Origin of the sequence: Xanthomonas sp. WHRI 1810A, assembly GCF_040202885.1 — a bacterium.
Classification (GTDB): Bacteria; Pseudomonadota; Gammaproteobacteria; order Pseudomonadales; family Pseudomonadaceae; genus Aquipseudomonas.
The window spans coordinates 164,207-180,645 of record NZ_JBEGED010000002.1; the positions used below are offsets into that span (position 1 = coordinate 164,207).

Below are 16,439 nucleotides of genomic sequence, written 5' to 3' on the forward strand. Positions count from 1 at the left end.
TGGCCACATGAACGCAAGCACCCGCTCCATGAACAAGAACAGGAGAACACCATGAGCATCACGCAGGTCGAAAAAGGCGCCGCCCACCCCGGCGACCAACTGGTTCGCGACGTCAGCCTGCCCGCGCTGGTGATTCACCGCCAGGCGCTGGAACACAACCTGCACTGGATGCAGAAGTTCGTCAGCAACAGCGGCGCGGAACTGGCGCCCCACGGCAAGACCAGCATGGTGCCCGCGCTGTTCCGCCGCCAGCTGGAAGTCGGCGCCTGGGGCATGACCCTGGCCACCGCCGTGCAGACCCGCGCTGCGTATGCCCACGGCGTGCGCCGGGTGCTGATGGCCAATCAACTGGTGGGCGCGCCGAACATGGCGCTGATCGCCGAGATGCTCAGCGACTCGATGTTCGATTTCCACTGCATGGTCGATCACCCGGACAACGTGCAGGCGCTGGGCGAGTTCTTCGCCGCGCGCGGCCTGACGCTCAACGTGATGATCGAATACGGTGTGGTCGGCGGCCGTTGCGGTTGCCGCAGCGAGCAGGAGGTCATGGCCCTGGCCGACGCCATCGCCGCACAGCCGGCGCTGCAACTGACCGGCATCGAAGGCTACGAAGGTGTGATCCATGGCGACCACGCGGTCAGCGGGATTCGTGAGTTCGCGACATCCCTGGTGCGCCTGGCGGTCACGTTGCAGGACAAGGGCGCATTCGCACTGGACCGTCCCATCGTGACCGCGTCGGGTTCGGCCTGGTACGACCTGATCGCAGAAGAATTCGACAAGCAGCAAGTGCGCGAGCGTTTCCTCAGCGTGTTGCGCCCCGGCAGTTACGTGGTGCATGACCACGGCATCTACAAAGACGCGCAATGCTGCGTGCTGGACCGCCGCGACGACCTGACCGAAGGCCTGCAACCGGCCATGGAAGTCTGGGCCCATGTGCAATCGATGCCCGAGCCGGGATTTGCAGTCATTGCGCTGGGCAAGCGCGACGTGGCGTTCGACGCCGGCATGCCCAGCCCGTTGCTGCGCTACAAGGCCGGGGTGGTGCCGGCCAAGGGCGATGACGTCAGCGCCTGCACCGTGACGGCCGTCATGGATCAACACGCGTTCATGACCGTCGCGCCGGGCTGCGACATCAAGATCGGCGACATCATCTCGTTCGGCACCTCGCACCCGTGTCTGACCTTCGACAAATGGCGCACGGGCTGTCTGGTGGACGATGACCTGAGCGTCATCGAAACCCTGGACACCTGTTTCTGACCGTGGCCATTGAAGGGAGCGCCATTGCATGAGCGAATTGATCTGCCACAGCCACCCCAGCGTCGCCCTGATCGGTGAATGCATGATCGAGTTGCAGCAGAACGCCAACGGCACGCTCAAGCAGAGCTTCGGCGGCGACACGCTGAACACGGCGGTGTATCTGTCGCGCCTGCTGGGCTCGGCGGCGCAGGTGGATTACGTGACCGCCTTGGGCGACGACAGCTTCAGCGACGCCATGTGCAGGCTGTGGTCGGAGGAGGGCATCGGCTTGAGCCGGGTCCAGCGCCTGCCCGGACGCTTGCCCGGGCTGTATTGCATCCAGACCGATGCCAACGGCGAGCGGCGCTTTTTGTACTGGCGCAACGAGGCGGCGGTGCGCGACTGTTTCACCACGCCGGCCGCCGAGCCGATTCTGGCGGCGCTGCCGGACTACGACGTGCTGTATGTCAGCGGGATTACCCTGGCGGTACTGGGCGAGGTGGGTCGAGCGCGGCTGTTGTCGACCCTGGGCGAAGCCCGTGACCGGGGCGCGCGGGTGGTGTTCGACAACAACTATCGGCCCCGCTTGTGGCGCAGCGTCGAGCAGGCGCAACAGGCCTATCGCGCAGTGATGCAGGAGGTGGACCTGGCGCTGCTGACCGAGGACGACGAACAGGCGCTGTTCGGTTTCACCGACACCGAACAGTTGTTGTCGACGTACCGCGCGCTGGGCGTCAGTGAAGTGGTGGTCAAGCGCGGCGCCCAGAGCTGCGTAGTGGACGCCATGGGCGCACGCTTTGAAATCGCGGCGTACCCGGTGCAGACGGTGGTGGACACCACGGCGGCGGGGGATTCCTTCAGCGCCGCCTACCTGGCGCGGCGCTTGCGCGGCGGCAGCCCGGTGGACGCGGCAGACGCCGGGCATCGACTGGCGAGCCAGGTGATCCAGCATGCGGGGGCGGTGATTCCCAGAAGTTTGATGCCGTTACTGTGATGATGCCGGCTTGAGGATGAAGTGTGGGAGGGTGCTTGCTCGCGATAGCAGTGTGTCATTTGCACCCTGAGTTCCGGATAAAACCTCATACGTGTGGGAGCGGACCTGTCCGCGAAGACGGACGTCCAGACGTTGAATCTCTTGCGGCCTGCACCGGCCTCTTCGCGGACAGGTCCGCTCCCACGGGGTTTCTCATCGGCCGTAGAGGTCGGGTACTCAATCCCGATAAAACACCTGCACCAGGTGATACCCGAATTTGCTCTTCACCGGCCCGTGAACCACCCGCAGCGGTTTCTTGAAGATCACCTGATCAATCGCCCCCACCATCTGACCGGGCCGCACTTCGCCCAGGTCGCCGCCACGTTTGCCGGAAGGGCAGGTGGAGTATTTTTTGGCCAGCACATCGAAGGCTTCACCCTTGGCGATGCGCTGCTTGAGCTGTTCGGCTTCATCGGCGGTCTTGACCAGAATGTGCCGTGCCTGAGCTTTCATGGAAATCCCTCGATAAAAACGCCGCGCATTATGCCTTTGTGCCGCGCTTTCAGGTAATTTCCGTACACTCGATCGGATGAGCGAACGCTGTCCCGGGTTATAGGTCGCATTAAGTGGCGACCTGCCGTTTTCTTACCTTATTTGTGCGGTGCAGTTTATGGATTTTCCGGCGTTGTTGAAGATTCTGGCCAGCCAGGATGGATCGGACCTTTACCTGTCCACGGGCGCACCGCCGTGCGCCAAGTTCAACGGCGTGCTCAAGCCGTTGAGCACAGAAGGATTGAAACCCGGCGACATCGCGAAGATCGCCGAGAGCATCATGGACAGCGAGCAGCGTCAGGATTTCGAGCGCGACCTTGAGATGAATCTGGCGTTTTCTTTGTCCGGCGTCGGGCGCTTCCGCATCAACATTTTCAAACAGCGCAACGAAGTGTCCATCGTCGCGCGGAATATCAAGCTCGACATCCCGAAATTCGAAGACCTGCACCTGCCTTCGGTGCTGCTCGACGTGATCATGGAAAAGAACGGCCTGGTGCTGTTTGTCGGCGCTACCGGCTCGGGCAAGTCCACCTCGCTGGCCGCGTTGATCGACCACCGCAACCGCCACGCCAGCGGCCACATCATCACCATCGAAGACCCGGTGGAGTTCATCCACAAGCACAAGAAATCGATCATCAATCAGCGCGAAGTCGGCGTCGATACCCGCAGCTTCCACGCCGCGCTGAAGAACACCCTGCGCCAGGCGCCGGACGTGATCCTGATCGGCGAAATCCGCGACCGCGAGACCATGGAGCACGCCCTGGCGTTTGCCGACACCGGCCACCTGGCGATCTCGACCCTGCACGCCAACAACGCCAACCAGGCGCTGGACCGGATCATCAACTTCTTCCCGGAAGACCGCCGCGCGCAACTACTGCATGACCTGGGCAACAACCTCAAGGCCTTCGTGTCCCAACGGCTGGTCAAGACCACCGACGGCAAGCGCCGCGCCGCCGTGGAAGTGATGCTCGGGACCTCCACCGTGCGTGACCTGATTCACCGCAACGAATTGTCCGAACTCAAGGGCATCATGGAGAAATCCACCCACATTGGCATGCAGACCTTCGACAACGCGCTCTACGACCTGGCGGTGGAAGGCGTGATCACCGAAGACGAAGCGCTGAAGAATGCCGACTCCATGAACAACGTGCGCCTGCGCCTGAAGCTGCACAGCGAAAACCACGTCAGCGACATCACCACACCGCCCCCACCGCCGCAGCCCGCACCCCAGGTCAGCGTCGCCGACTGGGGCCTGGTCGACGAAAAAGACGAGCCCGGCAATTCGTATCTTTGACTGCCGTCCATAAATTTGAAGACTGGCGCAGGTGCCGGTGTTGTCCCGAGAGCGCCGCTGATTCCGCGCCGTGTGCAAAACCTGTGGGAGCGCAGCTTGCTCGCGATGGGCTGCGAAGCGGCCCTGAACCCAGTCAATCGGGTTGCGCCTGACACACCGCGTGCTCAGGTTTTACTGCCGGTTCCCGGCAGATCGCTGACAAGTCAGTTCCCACGCCTGCGGCAGAAGCGGATCGGCGTACGCCCTTGCATATTGATCATGCCCCCGCTCCGTGTGGGAATGCCTTTGGTGATGCTCCGCGTCATAAACGGGACGCGGAGCGTGGGAACGATCATTCATGGCCCTTGATTCTGGCCGGAGGCCGTGGGAGCGCAGCTTGCTCGCGATGGGCTGCGAAGCGGCCCTGAACCCAGTCAACCGGGTTGCGCCTGACACACCGCGTGCTCAGGTTTTACTGCTCCTACAAAAGCGGGCCTGCGTCAGCCGGTCACAAGCAACTCAACCCTCAACCCTCAACCGCCACCGCGCGCCCGGTCTGGATTGATTCAATCGCGCAGTTGGCCAGGCGCAGGGCTTTGAGGCCGTCGCGGGCGGTGCTGGGGAGGGGGTCGCCGGCGACGACGGCGGCGATGAAATGCTCAAGCTCGATGCGGTAGGAATCAGCGTAGCGCTCCAGGAAGAAATTCATCAACGGCTCGCGCACGTCGGTCTGGCTGGCGGTCCAGCTGCGCAGGGTGCTGGGGCGGTGGTTGTCGTTGAGCAGCATGCCCTGTGAGCCAAACACCTCCAGCCGCTGGTCGTAGCCGTACACCGCTTCGCGGCAGCAATTGATGTGGCATTGTCTGCCGGAGGCCGTGCGCAGCAGCACCATCACGCTGTCGAAATCGTCGATTTGTGCCAAGGCCGGTTCCACCAGGCGGCTGGCGATGGCCATCACCTCCATTGGCTCTTCCCCCAGTAAGGTCCGCGCGGTGTCGAAGTCGTGGATGGTCATGTCGCGGAAGATCCCGCCGGAGTGCTTCAGGTATTCCACCGGTGCCAGCCCCGGGTCGCGGCTGGTGATCACCACCTGGCGCACCTCGCCGATGGTCCCCGCCGCGATGGCTTTGCGCATGGCCAGGGTGTCCGGGTCAAAGCGCCGGTTGAACCCCAGCATCACCTTGCCGTTCTGCCGTTCGATGTCCTCCACGGCCTTGGCCGCCTTGGCGAAATCCAGGTCGATGGGCTTCTCGCACAGCACCGGTTTGCCCAGCTTCACAGCCCGCAGCATCAGGTCGATGTGGGTGTCGGTGGGGGTGCCGATGACGATGGCGTCCACGTCATCGCGTTCGATGGCCGCGGCGCAGTCATACGCCGCCGCGCTCCCCAGCCTGGCGGCCAGCCGGTCGACCCCCTCACGCCACGGGTCGGCGATCACCGAGAGCGCCACGTCGGGGTGGGCCGCCACATTGGCAGCATGAATGTTAGCGATACGGCCTGCGCCGAGGACTGCGATGCGAAGCATGGGTGGATCTCCTGGAATTGTTGTTGTGGGGTAGATCGGGTTTTCGGACTGGCAAAACGGCGCTGCGGGCATTGCGTGACGGAAACCGTCAGTGAGCCAGATTGAACGGCGTGACAATCTGCACCGGTGACGCGGGAATCGCGTCGGTTTTCCATAAGCGGTGGAACTGCAGGATGTGCAGGAAGGCGTGGCGCGCATCGACCTGCAAGTTGTGGTCGATGATGGCGGCGATTTTTTCTTCGGCCAGCAACTGGCGATTTTCCTGGTCCAGGTCGTGGCCGATGAACGCGGACAGCGGGCGGTCCTGGGCAGCGAAGGCGTCGACGATGGCGCGGTTGCCGCCGCCGACGCTGTACACCGCGCGCAACGAGAGGTTGTCCGCCAACGCCTGGCTGACCCGGTCGAACGTCGGGCCGTACACCCCGTAACCGCCGCTGATGTCCACCACCCGCAAGTGCGGCGCCCGGTTGCGCAGCCAGACCCGAAAGCCCATCTCGCGCTCTTCTTCGCCGCGAAACAGCTCGCTGCTGATCACCACCGCGACGTCCTGGGGCGCCTGATCCAGCCAGCGCGCCATCAGGTAGGCCGCGGTCTGCCCGGCGGTGCGGTTGTCCATCCCGACATAGCCCACGCGCTCGCTTTGCGGCAGGTCCGACACCAGCGTCACCACCGGAATCCCGGTCGCCGTCACCCGGTTCACCGCCTCGTTGACCTGCGGTTCATCGGCGGCTTTGAGGATGATGCCCTGGGAGCCCTTGCCGGCGCAGCGCAGGATCAAGTCGTGCATGCGCGGGGTGTCGATCTCCTGATACAGATGGAAGCGGGGGAAAATCCGGAACGGCGCCAGGCTGCCGAGCTGAGCGTGGATTGCTTCCTGCACCGCGTCGCTGAAGCGGGTGGGCGTGTGCAGGATGACGTCGATGTGAAAGGTGCGGCCCACCACCGGGCCTGACTTTTCCTGAGCGTCGAGTTCCTGAAGCGCTTGCTGGATCCGCCGGTCGGTCTGGTAATGCACGCTGCCGCGCTGGTGCAGGACGCGGTCGACCGTGGCTTTGCTGACGCCCGCTTGTGCGGCGATCTGCTTGATGGAAAAGCGTCGGGCTTGGTCGAGCATGTTTTCCCCTGGCCATTTTGTTGTTATTGGCGGTGAGGTTTTGTTGAGGTCGAATCGGGCCTCTGTGAGGTCATCGAAAGGCTAGTCTTTGTTCTGTTTCTTGTACAGATGGAATTTAAATTCCAGTCGCATCAGGAAGCCCTCACTCCCCATCACCGCATTCCAATAATAAAAATCGCAGGAGACAGGCATGTCAGTCGCCACCGATCTTTCTTCACCCTTCACCGGTCGTTACTACATCGTGACCGGCAGCACCCAGGGCCTGGGCGCTGCGGTCGCGTTGACCCTGGCCCAACGTGGCGCGGCAGGCTTGATCATCTGCGGGCGCAGCCGTGACAAGGGCGAGCAGCAGGCGCGACAACTCAGTGAGCTGGGCTGCCAGGTGTTCTTCGTCGAAGCCGACATGGAAAGCGTCGAGGATTGCCGCCGCGTAGTGGCCGCCGCCCGGCAACAGTTCGGTACCGTCCACGGGCTGGTCAACTGCGCCGGCATGTCCGACCGGGGCAGCATCCTCGACACCTCGCCGGAACTGTTCGATCGCCTCTTCGCGGTCAACGTCCGCGCGCCGTTTTTCCTGATGCAGGACACCATCAAGCTGATGATCGCCACCGGCGTCGAGGGCGCCATCGTCAGCATTCTCAGCGTCAGCGGGCACGGCGGGCAGTCGTTCCTGTCGGCCTACGCTACGTCCAAAGGGGCGCTGGCGGTGCTGACCAAAAACGTCGCGTTCAGCACCCTGCGCAACCGCATCCGGGTCAACGGCCTGAACATCGGCTGGATGGACACGCCCCACGAAGACGACATCCAGCGCCAGTACCACAACGCCGACGATCAATGGCTGGCGCGGGCCGAAGCGCAGTCGCCCTTCGGCCGTCTGCTCAAGCCCCAGGAAGTGGCCAACAGCGTGGCCTTTTTGCTGTCCGATCAGTCCGGGATGATGACCGGTGCGGTGATCGACATGGAGCAGGGCGTGATGGGCTGCGGCGACGGCTCGACGCCGCGACCGGATGCGCCGCTGACCCTGCCGGGGGTGGACGGAGCAGGGCAGTGAGCCTGTTCGGCAGCGCGGCGGATCTGGACCTCGACGCCTTCGCCGCGCTGTGCCGGCAGGACGTCGCCACCGCCGATTACCCCTCCAGCCGAGAGACCGTCAACCGCGTGGTGATCTATGACGCCCAGGCGTTGCGCGAGGCCAGCGCGGCAAACCGGGTCGGCATCCTCAGCGAGTTGCACCACCTGTTTCGTCACGGCCCCGGCGTGCTGGTGGTGCGTGGCGCCTACCCCGACACGGCGTTGATCGACCGCCACAGTGCGGTGTTCGAGCAGATCCTCGCGCAGGAGGCGGAGGGCGGCACGGCGGCGGACCACTTCGCCAAGGCCGGGGCCAACGGACGGATCTGGAATTCCCTGCAAAAGGCCGCCGAACGCTCGCCGCAGTCGTTCGTCGAGTATTACGCCAGCCCGTTGCTCGGTTTGATCGCCGAGAGCTGGCTCGGGCCATCGTTCCAGACCACCGCGCAGGTCAACGTGGTGCGCCCCGGCGGACAGGCGCAGCAACCGCACCGGGATTATCACCTGGGTTTTCAGACCGAAGCGCTGGCCGCGCGCTTTCCCTTGCCGTTGCACGTGCTGTCGCAGTACCTGACGCTGCAAGGCGCCATTGCCCACACCGACATGCCGCTGGAGAGCGGGCCGACGCTGCTGCTGCCGTTTTCCCAGCAGTACGAGGCCGGGTATCTGGCGTGGCGCGATCAGCGGTTTATCGATTACTTCGCCGAGCAGGCGGTGCAACTGCCGCTGAAGAAGGGCGATTTGCTGTTCTTCAACCCGGCGCTGTTCCACGCGGCGGGCAGCAATCGCACGGCGGATTTCCACCGCATGGCCAACCTGCTGCAGATCTCCTCGGCGTTCGGCAAGCCCATGGAAAACGTCGATCGCGACGCGATGATGCGCGCGGTGTACCCAGTACTGTTGAAGGGGCTGGAGCACGGCGAACTGGACGCGGTGGCGGTTGAATCAGTGATCGCGCACACGGCGGACGGTTATTCGTTCCCCACCAACCTGGACACCGACCCACCGCTCAACGGCCTCGCGCCCCAGACCGGGCAGCAGTTGATGGCTCAGGCGCTGGCGGCGCGGTGGGAGGTGCAGCGGTTCAGCGATGCGGTGGCGCAGATGCGGGGTAAGCGGAGGGCGTAAAGGGCTGAGACGCAGATCATGTTGGAGCGAAGCTTGCCCGCGACGCTTTTGCGCTGCGCCAACCCGATTGGCATGCCCTATGCTGTCTCGACTCAGCCAAACCCGGCAACGGGCCAGAACAGCACGAGGAATCGCCCCATGTACAAAGACTACCCAGCGGCTTATCAGGTCAGTAAAGGCGCGGCGTTGCAGGTCGATACGGCGTTTTATGAGCGCCTGCGCGAGCGCCGTGACAGCCGCACGCTGGTGGAGCAGTTCGAGGTGCCGATCCGCACCGGGCGCGCCTGGAAGGTCAGGGCCGGCCAGGTGTTTCGCGTGACCACGCCGGTGGGGCCGCAAGTGGGGGATTTCAACGTCTGGAACGCCCACGACCCCCGGGAACGCTTGTGGGCCGCGCGCACTCGCCAACTGCAGGGCGCCCACGTTTCGACCCATGACCGCCTGTGGTCAAACCTGCCGTTTCTGCGGCCCATGGTGACCATCACCGACGACAGTCTGGCCAGCTACGGCACCGATGAGCACGGTGGCCGACTGCACGATTTGCTCGGCACGCGCTGCGATCCGTACGTCAACAAGATGCTCACTGGCGAGGACTTTCACCATCATTGCCATTCCAACCTGACCCGCGCCGTGCTGCCCCACGGCCTGACCGAATTCGACGTGCACGACGTGCTCAACATCTTCCAGTGCACCGGCTTGAATCACGACGACCTGTACTTCATGAAAGCCTGCCCGGCGCAGCAGGGCGACTACCTGGAATTCTTTGCCGAAATCGATCTGCTGTGTGCGTTGTCGACCTGCCCGGGCGGTGACCTGTCGCTGCCGATGTGGGGCCCCGACGCCCAGGACCCGTTGAGCGTGTGCCGGCCGTTGGGGGTGGAAATCTATGACGTCGATGCTTCGCTGCTGGCGGGGTGGAAGTCTCCAGAGCGCGCGGCCTACAACGGGTTGCATGGCCTGCAGATTGGTAAGGCGGAGTGGGAGAAGTAGCCCTGCGCAGAACCTGTCACGAACCCCACGGGACAAGGCGCCGGTGATCCCGTGAGAGCGGTTCGCCCGCACCGGTGTAGCGAACACTGATCTGTAGGAGCCAACTTGTTGGCGAAGCGTCCCGCCAGTGGAGTCATCCAGGCCGCTTCGCGACAAGTTCGCTCCTACAATTTTGCGGCGCGGCGCGACCGGCGAGCAGACATCAATTCGGTGGGAGCGACACATGTGACTCTGTAGGAGCCAACTTGTTGGCGAAGCGTCCGACCGGGTGTATCCATAAGGCCGCTTCGCGAACAAGTTCGCTCCTACAGTTTTGCGGCGCGGCGCGACTGGCGAGCAGACATCAAATCGGTGGGAACGGACCTGTCCGCGAAGAGGCCGGTACAGGCGACACACCTCTGTCGCCAGACACAACGTCTTCGCGGACAGGTCCGCTCCACGGTTTTGCGACACATGTGACCCTGTAGGAGCCAACTTGTTGGCGAAGCGTCCGACGGTGCGTATCCATCAGGCCGCTTCGCGAACAAGTTCGCTCCTACAGTTTTGCGGCGCGGCGCGACCGGCGAGCAGACATCAAATCGGTGGGAGCGGACCTTGTATTGAGCGGGCCAGCAAGCTCCCTCCCACCAGGCGACCTTGCAATCTGGCTAACCGGCGCTCGTCCGTAATGCGCGACGGCCGCTCAGTTGCCGCGACAGCGCCACGAAGTTTTGCAACGGTGGCAGCGGGTTGAAGGTGCGGCAGACCAGGGTGATCGGCGCGTGCAGCTTGGGGCGGGCATCGCGGATGCGGCAGTAGACGACGCTCTCGCGGTGCACGTCCTTCATGGACGCCGGCACGATCGACACCCCGGCTCCGGCCGCGACCAGGCTGACGTTGGTCAGCATGCGCTCGACTTCGAAGGCGATCTTGGGCGTGAACCCGGCGTTTTCGCACGCCGTGATCAGGTTGGCGTACATGCCGGGGGCGCCGGGGCGGCGCACCAGAATGAACGGCTCATCGCGCAGATCCATCAGCGAGAGCGTCGGCAGGTCAGCCGATACGCCGTGGGCCCTGAGCAATGGGTGCCCCACCGGCAGCGTCAACAGCATTTCCTCGTTGAGCAAGCGGTGAAACTCGATGCTGGGGTGCTGGCCCACCGGCGCCCTGAGGATGCCGACGTCGACGCTGCCGTCGATGGACGCGTCGGTCATCTGCTGCGCGCTGCCTTCCTTGAGCGACACCGCGACGCCGGGGTACTGCTCGCGGTACGCGCGGATGATGCGCGGGATCAACGGATGGGCAGCCGCCGAACTGGTGAAGCCGATGACCAGCGTGCCCTCGATGCCGTGAGCGGCACGGGACGCCTTGTGCGCCCCTTCGGCGACCCGCGCCAGAATCTCCTGGGCTTCCTGCAGAAACACCTGGCCGCCGGCGGTGAGGTCGACGCCTTTGGGGTGGCGTTTGAACAGGTCGAAACCCAGCTCCACCTCCAGCGCGCGGATCTGCTGGCTCAGCGGCGGTTGCTGCATGTTGAGCCGGGCGGCGGCACGGGTGAAATGCCGCTCCTCGGCCACCATGACGAAATAGCGCAGATGTCGAAGCTCCATGGTGGTGTTTCCCGCAGCAAGGTTATTATTGCCGCCCGGTCAGGCCGGGCGTGATCGCCAAGCGTGCCCAATCACCCCCGTGCTGGCAAGGCGCCGTTTGGTCAGGCCCGGCGTAGGTCGCAGCAACCCACAAGAATAAAAAACGGTTTGGAGTGTGGATGTCAGTCAGGCTGTTCCGAAGCGCAACGCTGCACATTCTGCTGGCCATCGTCTGTGGTGTGCTGCTGGGGATTTTTGACCCGCCGCTGGCCGTGTACATGAAGCCGCTGAGCGATGGCTTCATCCGGGTGATCGGCTGGCTCATGCCGGTGATGATGTTTTTACTGGTGTCGTCCGGGGTCGCCGGGTTGCAGGGCAAAGGCGCGCGGCTGGCGGGCAAGGCGTGGCTGTATTTCCAGATGATGTCGGTGCTGTCGCTGTCACTGGGCGCCGTGGTCGCTCTGGTGCTTCAACCCGGCGTCGGCACAGCCTTGAGTCACGCGGCCAGCGTCGGCTCCGTGCCTGGGACGGCGCTCGTTGAAGGCAACCTGCTGCAGGCTGATTTCTCGTGGACGACAGTCGGTACGGTGATGGTCCGTGCGTTCAGCCAGAGCCTGGTCCTGCAAGTGATGCTCGCCGGGCTGCTGTTCGGCTTGCTCGTCGGCCATAGCGGGGCGAGGGGCCAGGCGCTGCGGCTGCGCCTTGAGGCCGTGGTGGGCGCGCTGTTCAAGGCCCTGAAATTCATCCTGCTGTTCGCCCCCTTTGCCGCCTTCGGTGCCATGGCCTTCACCATAGGCAAGTTCGGCATGGGCGCCGCGTGGCCGCTGCTTAAATTCGTCGCGGTGATGTACCTGGCCTGCGGGTTGTTCGTCGTCGGGGTGCTGGCGCTGGTGGCGCGGCTTGCCGGGGTGCGGTTGTCGCGGCTGGCGCTGTACGTGAAGGACGAGTTACTGCTGGTGACGTTCACCGGTTCGTCGGTGGCGGCACTGCCCGGGCTGATCGAGAAGATGCAGACGCTGGGCTGCGATCGACAGCTGGTGCGCCTGGTGCTGACCACCGGTTATTCGTTCAACTTGAGCGGTTCGAATATTTACCTCACCACCGCCGTGCTGTTCCTGGCGCAGATGGCCGGGGTGCCCATGGGGGGCGTCGAGGTGTTCACGCTGCTGGTGCTGTCCTTGCTCACGTCACTGGGCTCGACGAGCATGGCCGGTTCGGCCTTCTTTACCCTGGTCGCCACGCTGAACCTGCTGCACGGGGTGCCGCTGGAAAGCGTCGGTTTGCTGCTGGGCGTGGAGCGCCTGATGAAATGTCGCTCGCTAACCAACGTGCTGGGCAACTGCGTGGCGTGCCTGGCGATTGCGCGCTGGGAGAGAACGGGCGGTCGAGCGGTGATCACTGACCTGTAGGAGCCAACTTGTTGGCGAAACGTCTGACCGGTTGTATCAATCAGGCCGATTCGCCAACAAGTTCGCTCCTACAGAGGATGCAGACCGAACGAACCTGTAGGAGCCAACTTGTTGGCGAAGCGTCTGACCGGTTGTATCAATCAGGCCGCTTCGCGAACAAGTTCGCTCCTGCAGAAAATGGCAGATCGTGGATCACCCCTTGGACGACAACAACTTCTCGAACGCCCGGTCCAGATTCCCTTCGGCGTTGGTCAGCTTTTCACGGCGTTCGCGCAGCCAGGTCTGGTCGCTGTCCAGGATCTTGCGGGCTTCGGCGAGCATGCGTTTGACTTCCTCAGGCTGCGGCCCACCGGTGCCTTTGCGGGTCTTGACCATGTTCTCCGGCGACAATGCCGCGCGGAAGGTCGGCTCGTCCAGCGGCAGGGTGTTGGGCGTCCATTTGTACTTGTCCGCCGCCTGGGCGTAGAGCTTTTGCGCGTGATCGTAGGGGAAGGTCTTGGGCGTGAAGCCGTTGTCCCGGGCCTCAGTGACGATCAGCGACGCGAAGCTGTGGCCGATGCGGAACGGCACTTTGTGGCTGCGCTCCAGGGTGTCGGCCAGCTCCATGGACGTGGTCCACTCGTTTTCGAGCTCTTCCAGGGCCCGCTTCGGATTGACCTGCAGGGCATCGAGCACCGCGTCCATGGCGCCGAACATGTCGTGGGCCGAATCGAATACGCCCAGGGAATCGAACGCGAACTTGTAGTCGGTCATCCCGGTGGTGACGTTGTGTGCGCGCAGGGTCACGGTCTGTGCCAGCCCGACCACATCGGACGAGGTTTCCCGCGCCCGCATCAACAGGCCCGGATTGCGTTTCTGCGGCATGGCGCTGCTGGTGTAGGTGGATTCTTCATCCAGCAGCAGCCATGGGCGGATCTGGTGGTATTGGGTGTGGATGTCGCCAATCATCGCGCCCACCCGAATGGCCGACGAGGAGGCTATGTTTGCCGCTTCGATGGGGATGTCGTAGGTGGACACCTGGCTGGAATCCAGTGAATTCTCCCGCACGCTGTCAAACCCCAGCAGCTCGGCCATGCGTTCACGGTTCAGCGGATACGCCGAGTTTGCCAGCACGGCGGTGCCCATGGGGCTTTGGTTCAGGCGCTGATACAACTCGCGAACCCGCTGACCGTCACGGTCGAACGAGGCCTCGAACGCCAGCAGGTAGTGGGCGTAACTAATGGGCATCGCCTGCACGCCGTTGGTGTAGGCCGGGACCAGCGTGTCGACGTGCTTTTCCGCCAGGTCCAGCAGGCGTTTGCGCGTGGCGTTCATGGCCTCGTCGTAGGCCAGCACGTCGCTGCGCAGCTTGGCCAGACGGTACGTGGCGAGCATGTCCTGGCGGCTGCGACCGGAGTGGATCAGCGACGCCTCCGGGCCGATCTTGTCGGTCATGATCTGTTCGAGCTGCAACACGTCGCTGGGGCGCTTGCCGTTGGGCTGGTCGGCCTGGTCAATGGCGAAACGCACGCCGGTGGCGATCTTCTGGCCCATCTCGGGTTTGACGATGCCTTCTTCGGTGAGCATCACGATGGACGCCTTGTTGATCCGGTTCAGCCAGGAAAACTGGCTCTCGGTCTTGCTGTCTTTGTTTTTGGACTTATCGACCGTGGCGCCGATCCTGGCCGCCTGCGCCGCGCATTGCTCGGTGGTGGCGCAGGGCAGTTCCGCGGTATTGGCTGCGTACGCGCCGTAGCTGGTGCCGAGCACACAGACGATCGCCAGGTGGAGCAGGGTTTTGTTGTTGGGCATTTCAGGACTCCGATTTCGGTGCGAGTGAGTGAGGACGAGGCTCTGGCCCTAGAACAGCGGCAGGGTGTAGCTGACGATGACGCGGTTCTGATCGATTTCGTTGCCGCCATTGCTGCGATAACTGCCGTTGCGCCATTTCAGCTCGAGGTTCTTCAGCGCGCCGCTCTGGATCACGTAGGCAATGTCGGTGTTGCGTTCCCACTCGGTGCCTTCCTTGGCGCCCCGGGCGAAGTTGTCGCCCTGGAGGTAGCGGGTCATGAAACTCAGGCCCGGCAGGCCGATGGCCGCGAAGTCGTAGTCATAGCGCGCCTGCCAGGAGCGTTCTTCGGGGTTGGCGAAGTCCGGGGAAATCATCACGTAGTTGACGAGAAACGAGTCGGTCCCTGCCAGGTGCGGGAAGCCGGTCTCGCCGTTCATGCGCTGGTAGGCGACGCCGAAGGCATGGCTGGCGACGCTGTAGGTGAATTTGGCACCCAGCGCGGTGTTGTCGACGTTGGTGTTGCCGTCTTCGGTGGAGCGCGCGTAACGCAGGTCGCTCTTGAACGACTGCGAGGCGCTGAGGGGAAAGCTGTGGGTGAGAGTGACGATGTGCTGCTTGTAGTTGTTCTCCAGACCGCCGTAGTTGTAGGACGTGGTCAGGCCCTTGGTCCAGTTGTAGCTGGCGCTGGCGAAGTCGAATTTCTCGCTGGGCTGACCGCCCTTGATGCCCTTGGCTTCGGCTTCGATGTATTCGTGGCCGCTGTCGTTGCGCTCGGTGTTGCGGGTCAGCCGCCCGACATTAAGAGTCATGTCGGTGATGTCTTTGGAGGTCACCTGGGCGCCGCGAAAGGTCTGCGGCAGCAGGCGTCCGTCGTTGGGCAGGACCGTGGGCAGCCTGGGGATCAGGGTGCCGACGCGCAGCACGCTCTTGGCTATACGGACCTTCCCGGTGACGCCGGAGCGGCCGTAATTGTCCGGCGCTTTCTCGTCACCCACGGGGAGCAGGCCGGTGTTGCGCCGCTCCGGGCCGGAGTCCAGTTTGAGCCCGAACAGGCCCATGGCGTCCACGCCGAAGCCGACCGGGCCTTCGGTGAATCCGGATTCGACATTCAGCAGCAGACCTTGCGCCCACTCGTCACGCTTGGACTGGGCGGCGCCGTCCTGATGGAAATCGCTGTTGAAGTAGAAGTTGCGAAATTCGAGGTCAGCTTTGCTGTCTTCGAGAAAGTCGGCTTCGGCAAATCCTGGGCAGGCCAGCGTCAAGCCGAACGCGGCCGAGGTGAGGCCGAAAGAAACGGGGCGTTTGTGCATGGTTATTCCCATCGTTGCAGCTGATTTTTATTGGTTTTGTTGGCCGGGTGCAGGGGGCTATCGAGTGCTGAGCCCGGTTTCAAAAGCCTATCGCTGTGCGTTGGGAATTAAAAATATATAGATAGTGTGGATTCGATACTTATTGGATATGGCGTTGATATCGCGGCTTGCGATGATAGTCCTACGCGCGGCAGAAGCGGGCCGTGGTGCGATTTGGCTGTTGATTCTGGCCGGCAGGCCGTGGGAGCTGACTTGTCTGCGATGGAGTGCGCAGCGGTCCTGAAACCATTCACCTGAGGAGTGTCAGGCATACCGCATGTGCGGGTTTTGCTGCCGCTTCGCGCCAGATCGGGGGCAAGCCACGCTCCTACGCCCTCCGGGCAGAAGCGGGCCGTGGTGCGATGTGGCTGTTGATTCTGGCCGGCAGGCCGTGGGAGTTGACCGGGCAGAAGCGGGCCGTGGTGCGATTTGGCTGTTGATTCTGGCCGGCAGGCCGTGGGAGCTGACTTGTCTGCGATG

At 63.5% G+C, this 16,439-nt stretch carries 13 protein-coding genes; 7 read left to right on the forward strand and 6 right to left on the reverse strand.

Going from position 1 to position 16,439, the window contains the following annotated elements; translation table 11 throughout:
• Nucleotides 1-51: 51 nt before the first annotated feature.
• Both ABQX22_RS04045 and ABQX22_RS04050 read left to right on the forward strand, forming a co-directional pair.
• Nucleotides 52-1,257 (forward strand): amino acid deaminase, encoded by a 1,206-nt coding sequence (locus ABQX22_RS04045; protein WP_349796732.1) that lies wholly within the window; start codon nucleotides 52-54, stop codon nucleotides 1,255-1,257.
• Nucleotides 1,258-1,285: 28 nt separating this feature from the next.
• Nucleotides 1,286-2,230: a sugar kinase gene (locus ABQX22_RS04050; RefSeq protein WP_349796734.1), complete on the forward strand. Its 945-nt coding sequence runs from the start codon at nucleotides 1,286-1,288 to the stop codon at nucleotides 2,228-2,230.
• A 216-nt stretch (nucleotides 2,231-2,446) separates the two neighbouring features.
• Here ABQX22_RS04050 and ABQX22_RS04055 read toward each other — a convergent pair whose 3' ends face one another.
• Nucleotides 2,447-2,722, reverse strand: a complete 276-nt coding sequence (locus ABQX22_RS04055) for a peptidylprolyl isomerase (RefSeq protein ID WP_349796736.1) — start codon at nucleotides 2,720-2,722, stop codon at nucleotides 2,447-2,449.
• Nucleotides 2,723-2,879: 157 nt separating this feature from the next.
• On the opposite strand from ABQX22_RS04055, the gene ABQX22_RS04060 reads away from it, so the two are divergent.
• Nucleotides 2,880-4,055 (forward strand): PilT/PilU family type 4a pilus ATPase, encoded by a 1,176-nt coding sequence (locus tag ABQX22_RS04060; RefSeq protein ID WP_349796738.1) that lies wholly within the window; start codon nucleotides 2,880-2,882, stop codon nucleotides 4,053-4,055.
• A gap of 505 nt (nucleotides 4,056-4,560) precedes the next feature.
• Here the strand turns inward: ABQX22_RS04060 and iolG are convergent.
• A complete protein-coding gene (gene iolG / locus ABQX22_RS04065) occupies nucleotides 4,561-5,559 on the reverse strand; it encodes an inositol 2-dehydrogenase (protein WP_349796740.1) in 999 nt (332 codons plus the stop codon).
• Between the two features lie 88 nt (nucleotides 5,560-5,647).
• Complete coding sequence (locus ABQX22_RS04070; protein ID WP_349796742.1) at nucleotides 5,648-6,673, reverse strand: LacI family DNA-binding transcriptional regulator; 1,026 nt, start codon at nucleotides 6,671-6,673, stop codon at nucleotides 5,648-5,650.
• A 190-nt stretch (nucleotides 6,674-6,863) separates the two neighbouring features.
• Here ABQX22_RS04070 and ABQX22_RS04075 point away from each other — a divergent pair, with 190 nt between their 5' ends.
• The 3 genes from ABQX22_RS04075 to ABQX22_RS04085 all read left to right on the forward strand — a co-directional run bounded on the left by ABQX22_RS04075 (nucleotide 6,864) and on the right by ABQX22_RS04085 (nucleotide 9,862).
• Complete coding sequence (locus ABQX22_RS04075) at nucleotides 6,864-7,724, forward strand: SDR family oxidoreductase (protein ID WP_349796744.1); 861 nt, start codon at nucleotides 6,864-6,866, stop codon at nucleotides 7,722-7,724.
• Nucleotides 7,721-8,872, forward strand: a complete 1,152-nt coding sequence (locus tag ABQX22_RS04080; protein ID WP_349796746.1) for a phytanoyl-CoA dioxygenase family protein — start codon at nucleotides 7,721-7,723, stop codon at nucleotides 8,870-8,872. Before ABQX22_RS04075 ends, ABQX22_RS04080 begins: the two co-directional genes overlap by 4 nt.
• Before the next feature lie 138 nt (nucleotides 8,873-9,010).
• Nucleotides 9,011-9,862: an urea carboxylase-associated family protein gene (locus tag ABQX22_RS04085; RefSeq protein ID WP_349796748.1), complete on the forward strand. Its 852-nt coding sequence runs from the start codon at nucleotides 9,011-9,013 to the stop codon at nucleotides 9,860-9,862.
• A gap of 647 nt (nucleotides 9,863-10,509) precedes the next feature.
• Here ABQX22_RS04085 and ABQX22_RS04090 read toward each other — a convergent pair.
• Entirely contained in the window at nucleotides 10,510-11,451 is a 942-nt protein-coding gene (locus ABQX22_RS04090; protein ID WP_349796750.1) for a LysR substrate-binding domain-containing protein, read from the reverse strand.
• Nucleotides 11,452-11,609: 158 nt separating this feature from the next.
• On the opposite strand from ABQX22_RS04090, the gene ABQX22_RS04095 reads away from it, so the two are divergent.
• Complete coding sequence (locus tag ABQX22_RS04095; RefSeq protein WP_349796752.1) at nucleotides 11,610-12,839, forward strand: cation:dicarboxylate symporter family transporter; 1,230 nt, start codon at nucleotides 11,610-11,612, stop codon at nucleotides 12,837-12,839.
• 192 nt (nucleotides 12,840-13,031) lie between these two features.
• Here the strand turns inward: ABQX22_RS04095 and ABQX22_RS04100 are convergent, their stop codons facing one another.
• Complete coding sequence (locus tag ABQX22_RS04100; protein ID WP_349796754.1) at nucleotides 13,032-14,630, reverse strand: argininosuccinate lyase; 1,599 nt, start codon at nucleotides 14,628-14,630, stop codon at nucleotides 13,032-13,034.
• Between the two features lie 48 nt (nucleotides 14,631-14,678).
• Entirely contained in the window at nucleotides 14,679-15,920 is a 1,242-nt protein-coding gene (locus ABQX22_RS04105; RefSeq protein WP_349796756.1) for an OprD family porin, read from the reverse strand.
• Between the last annotated feature and the right edge of the window lie 519 nt (nucleotides 15,921-16,439).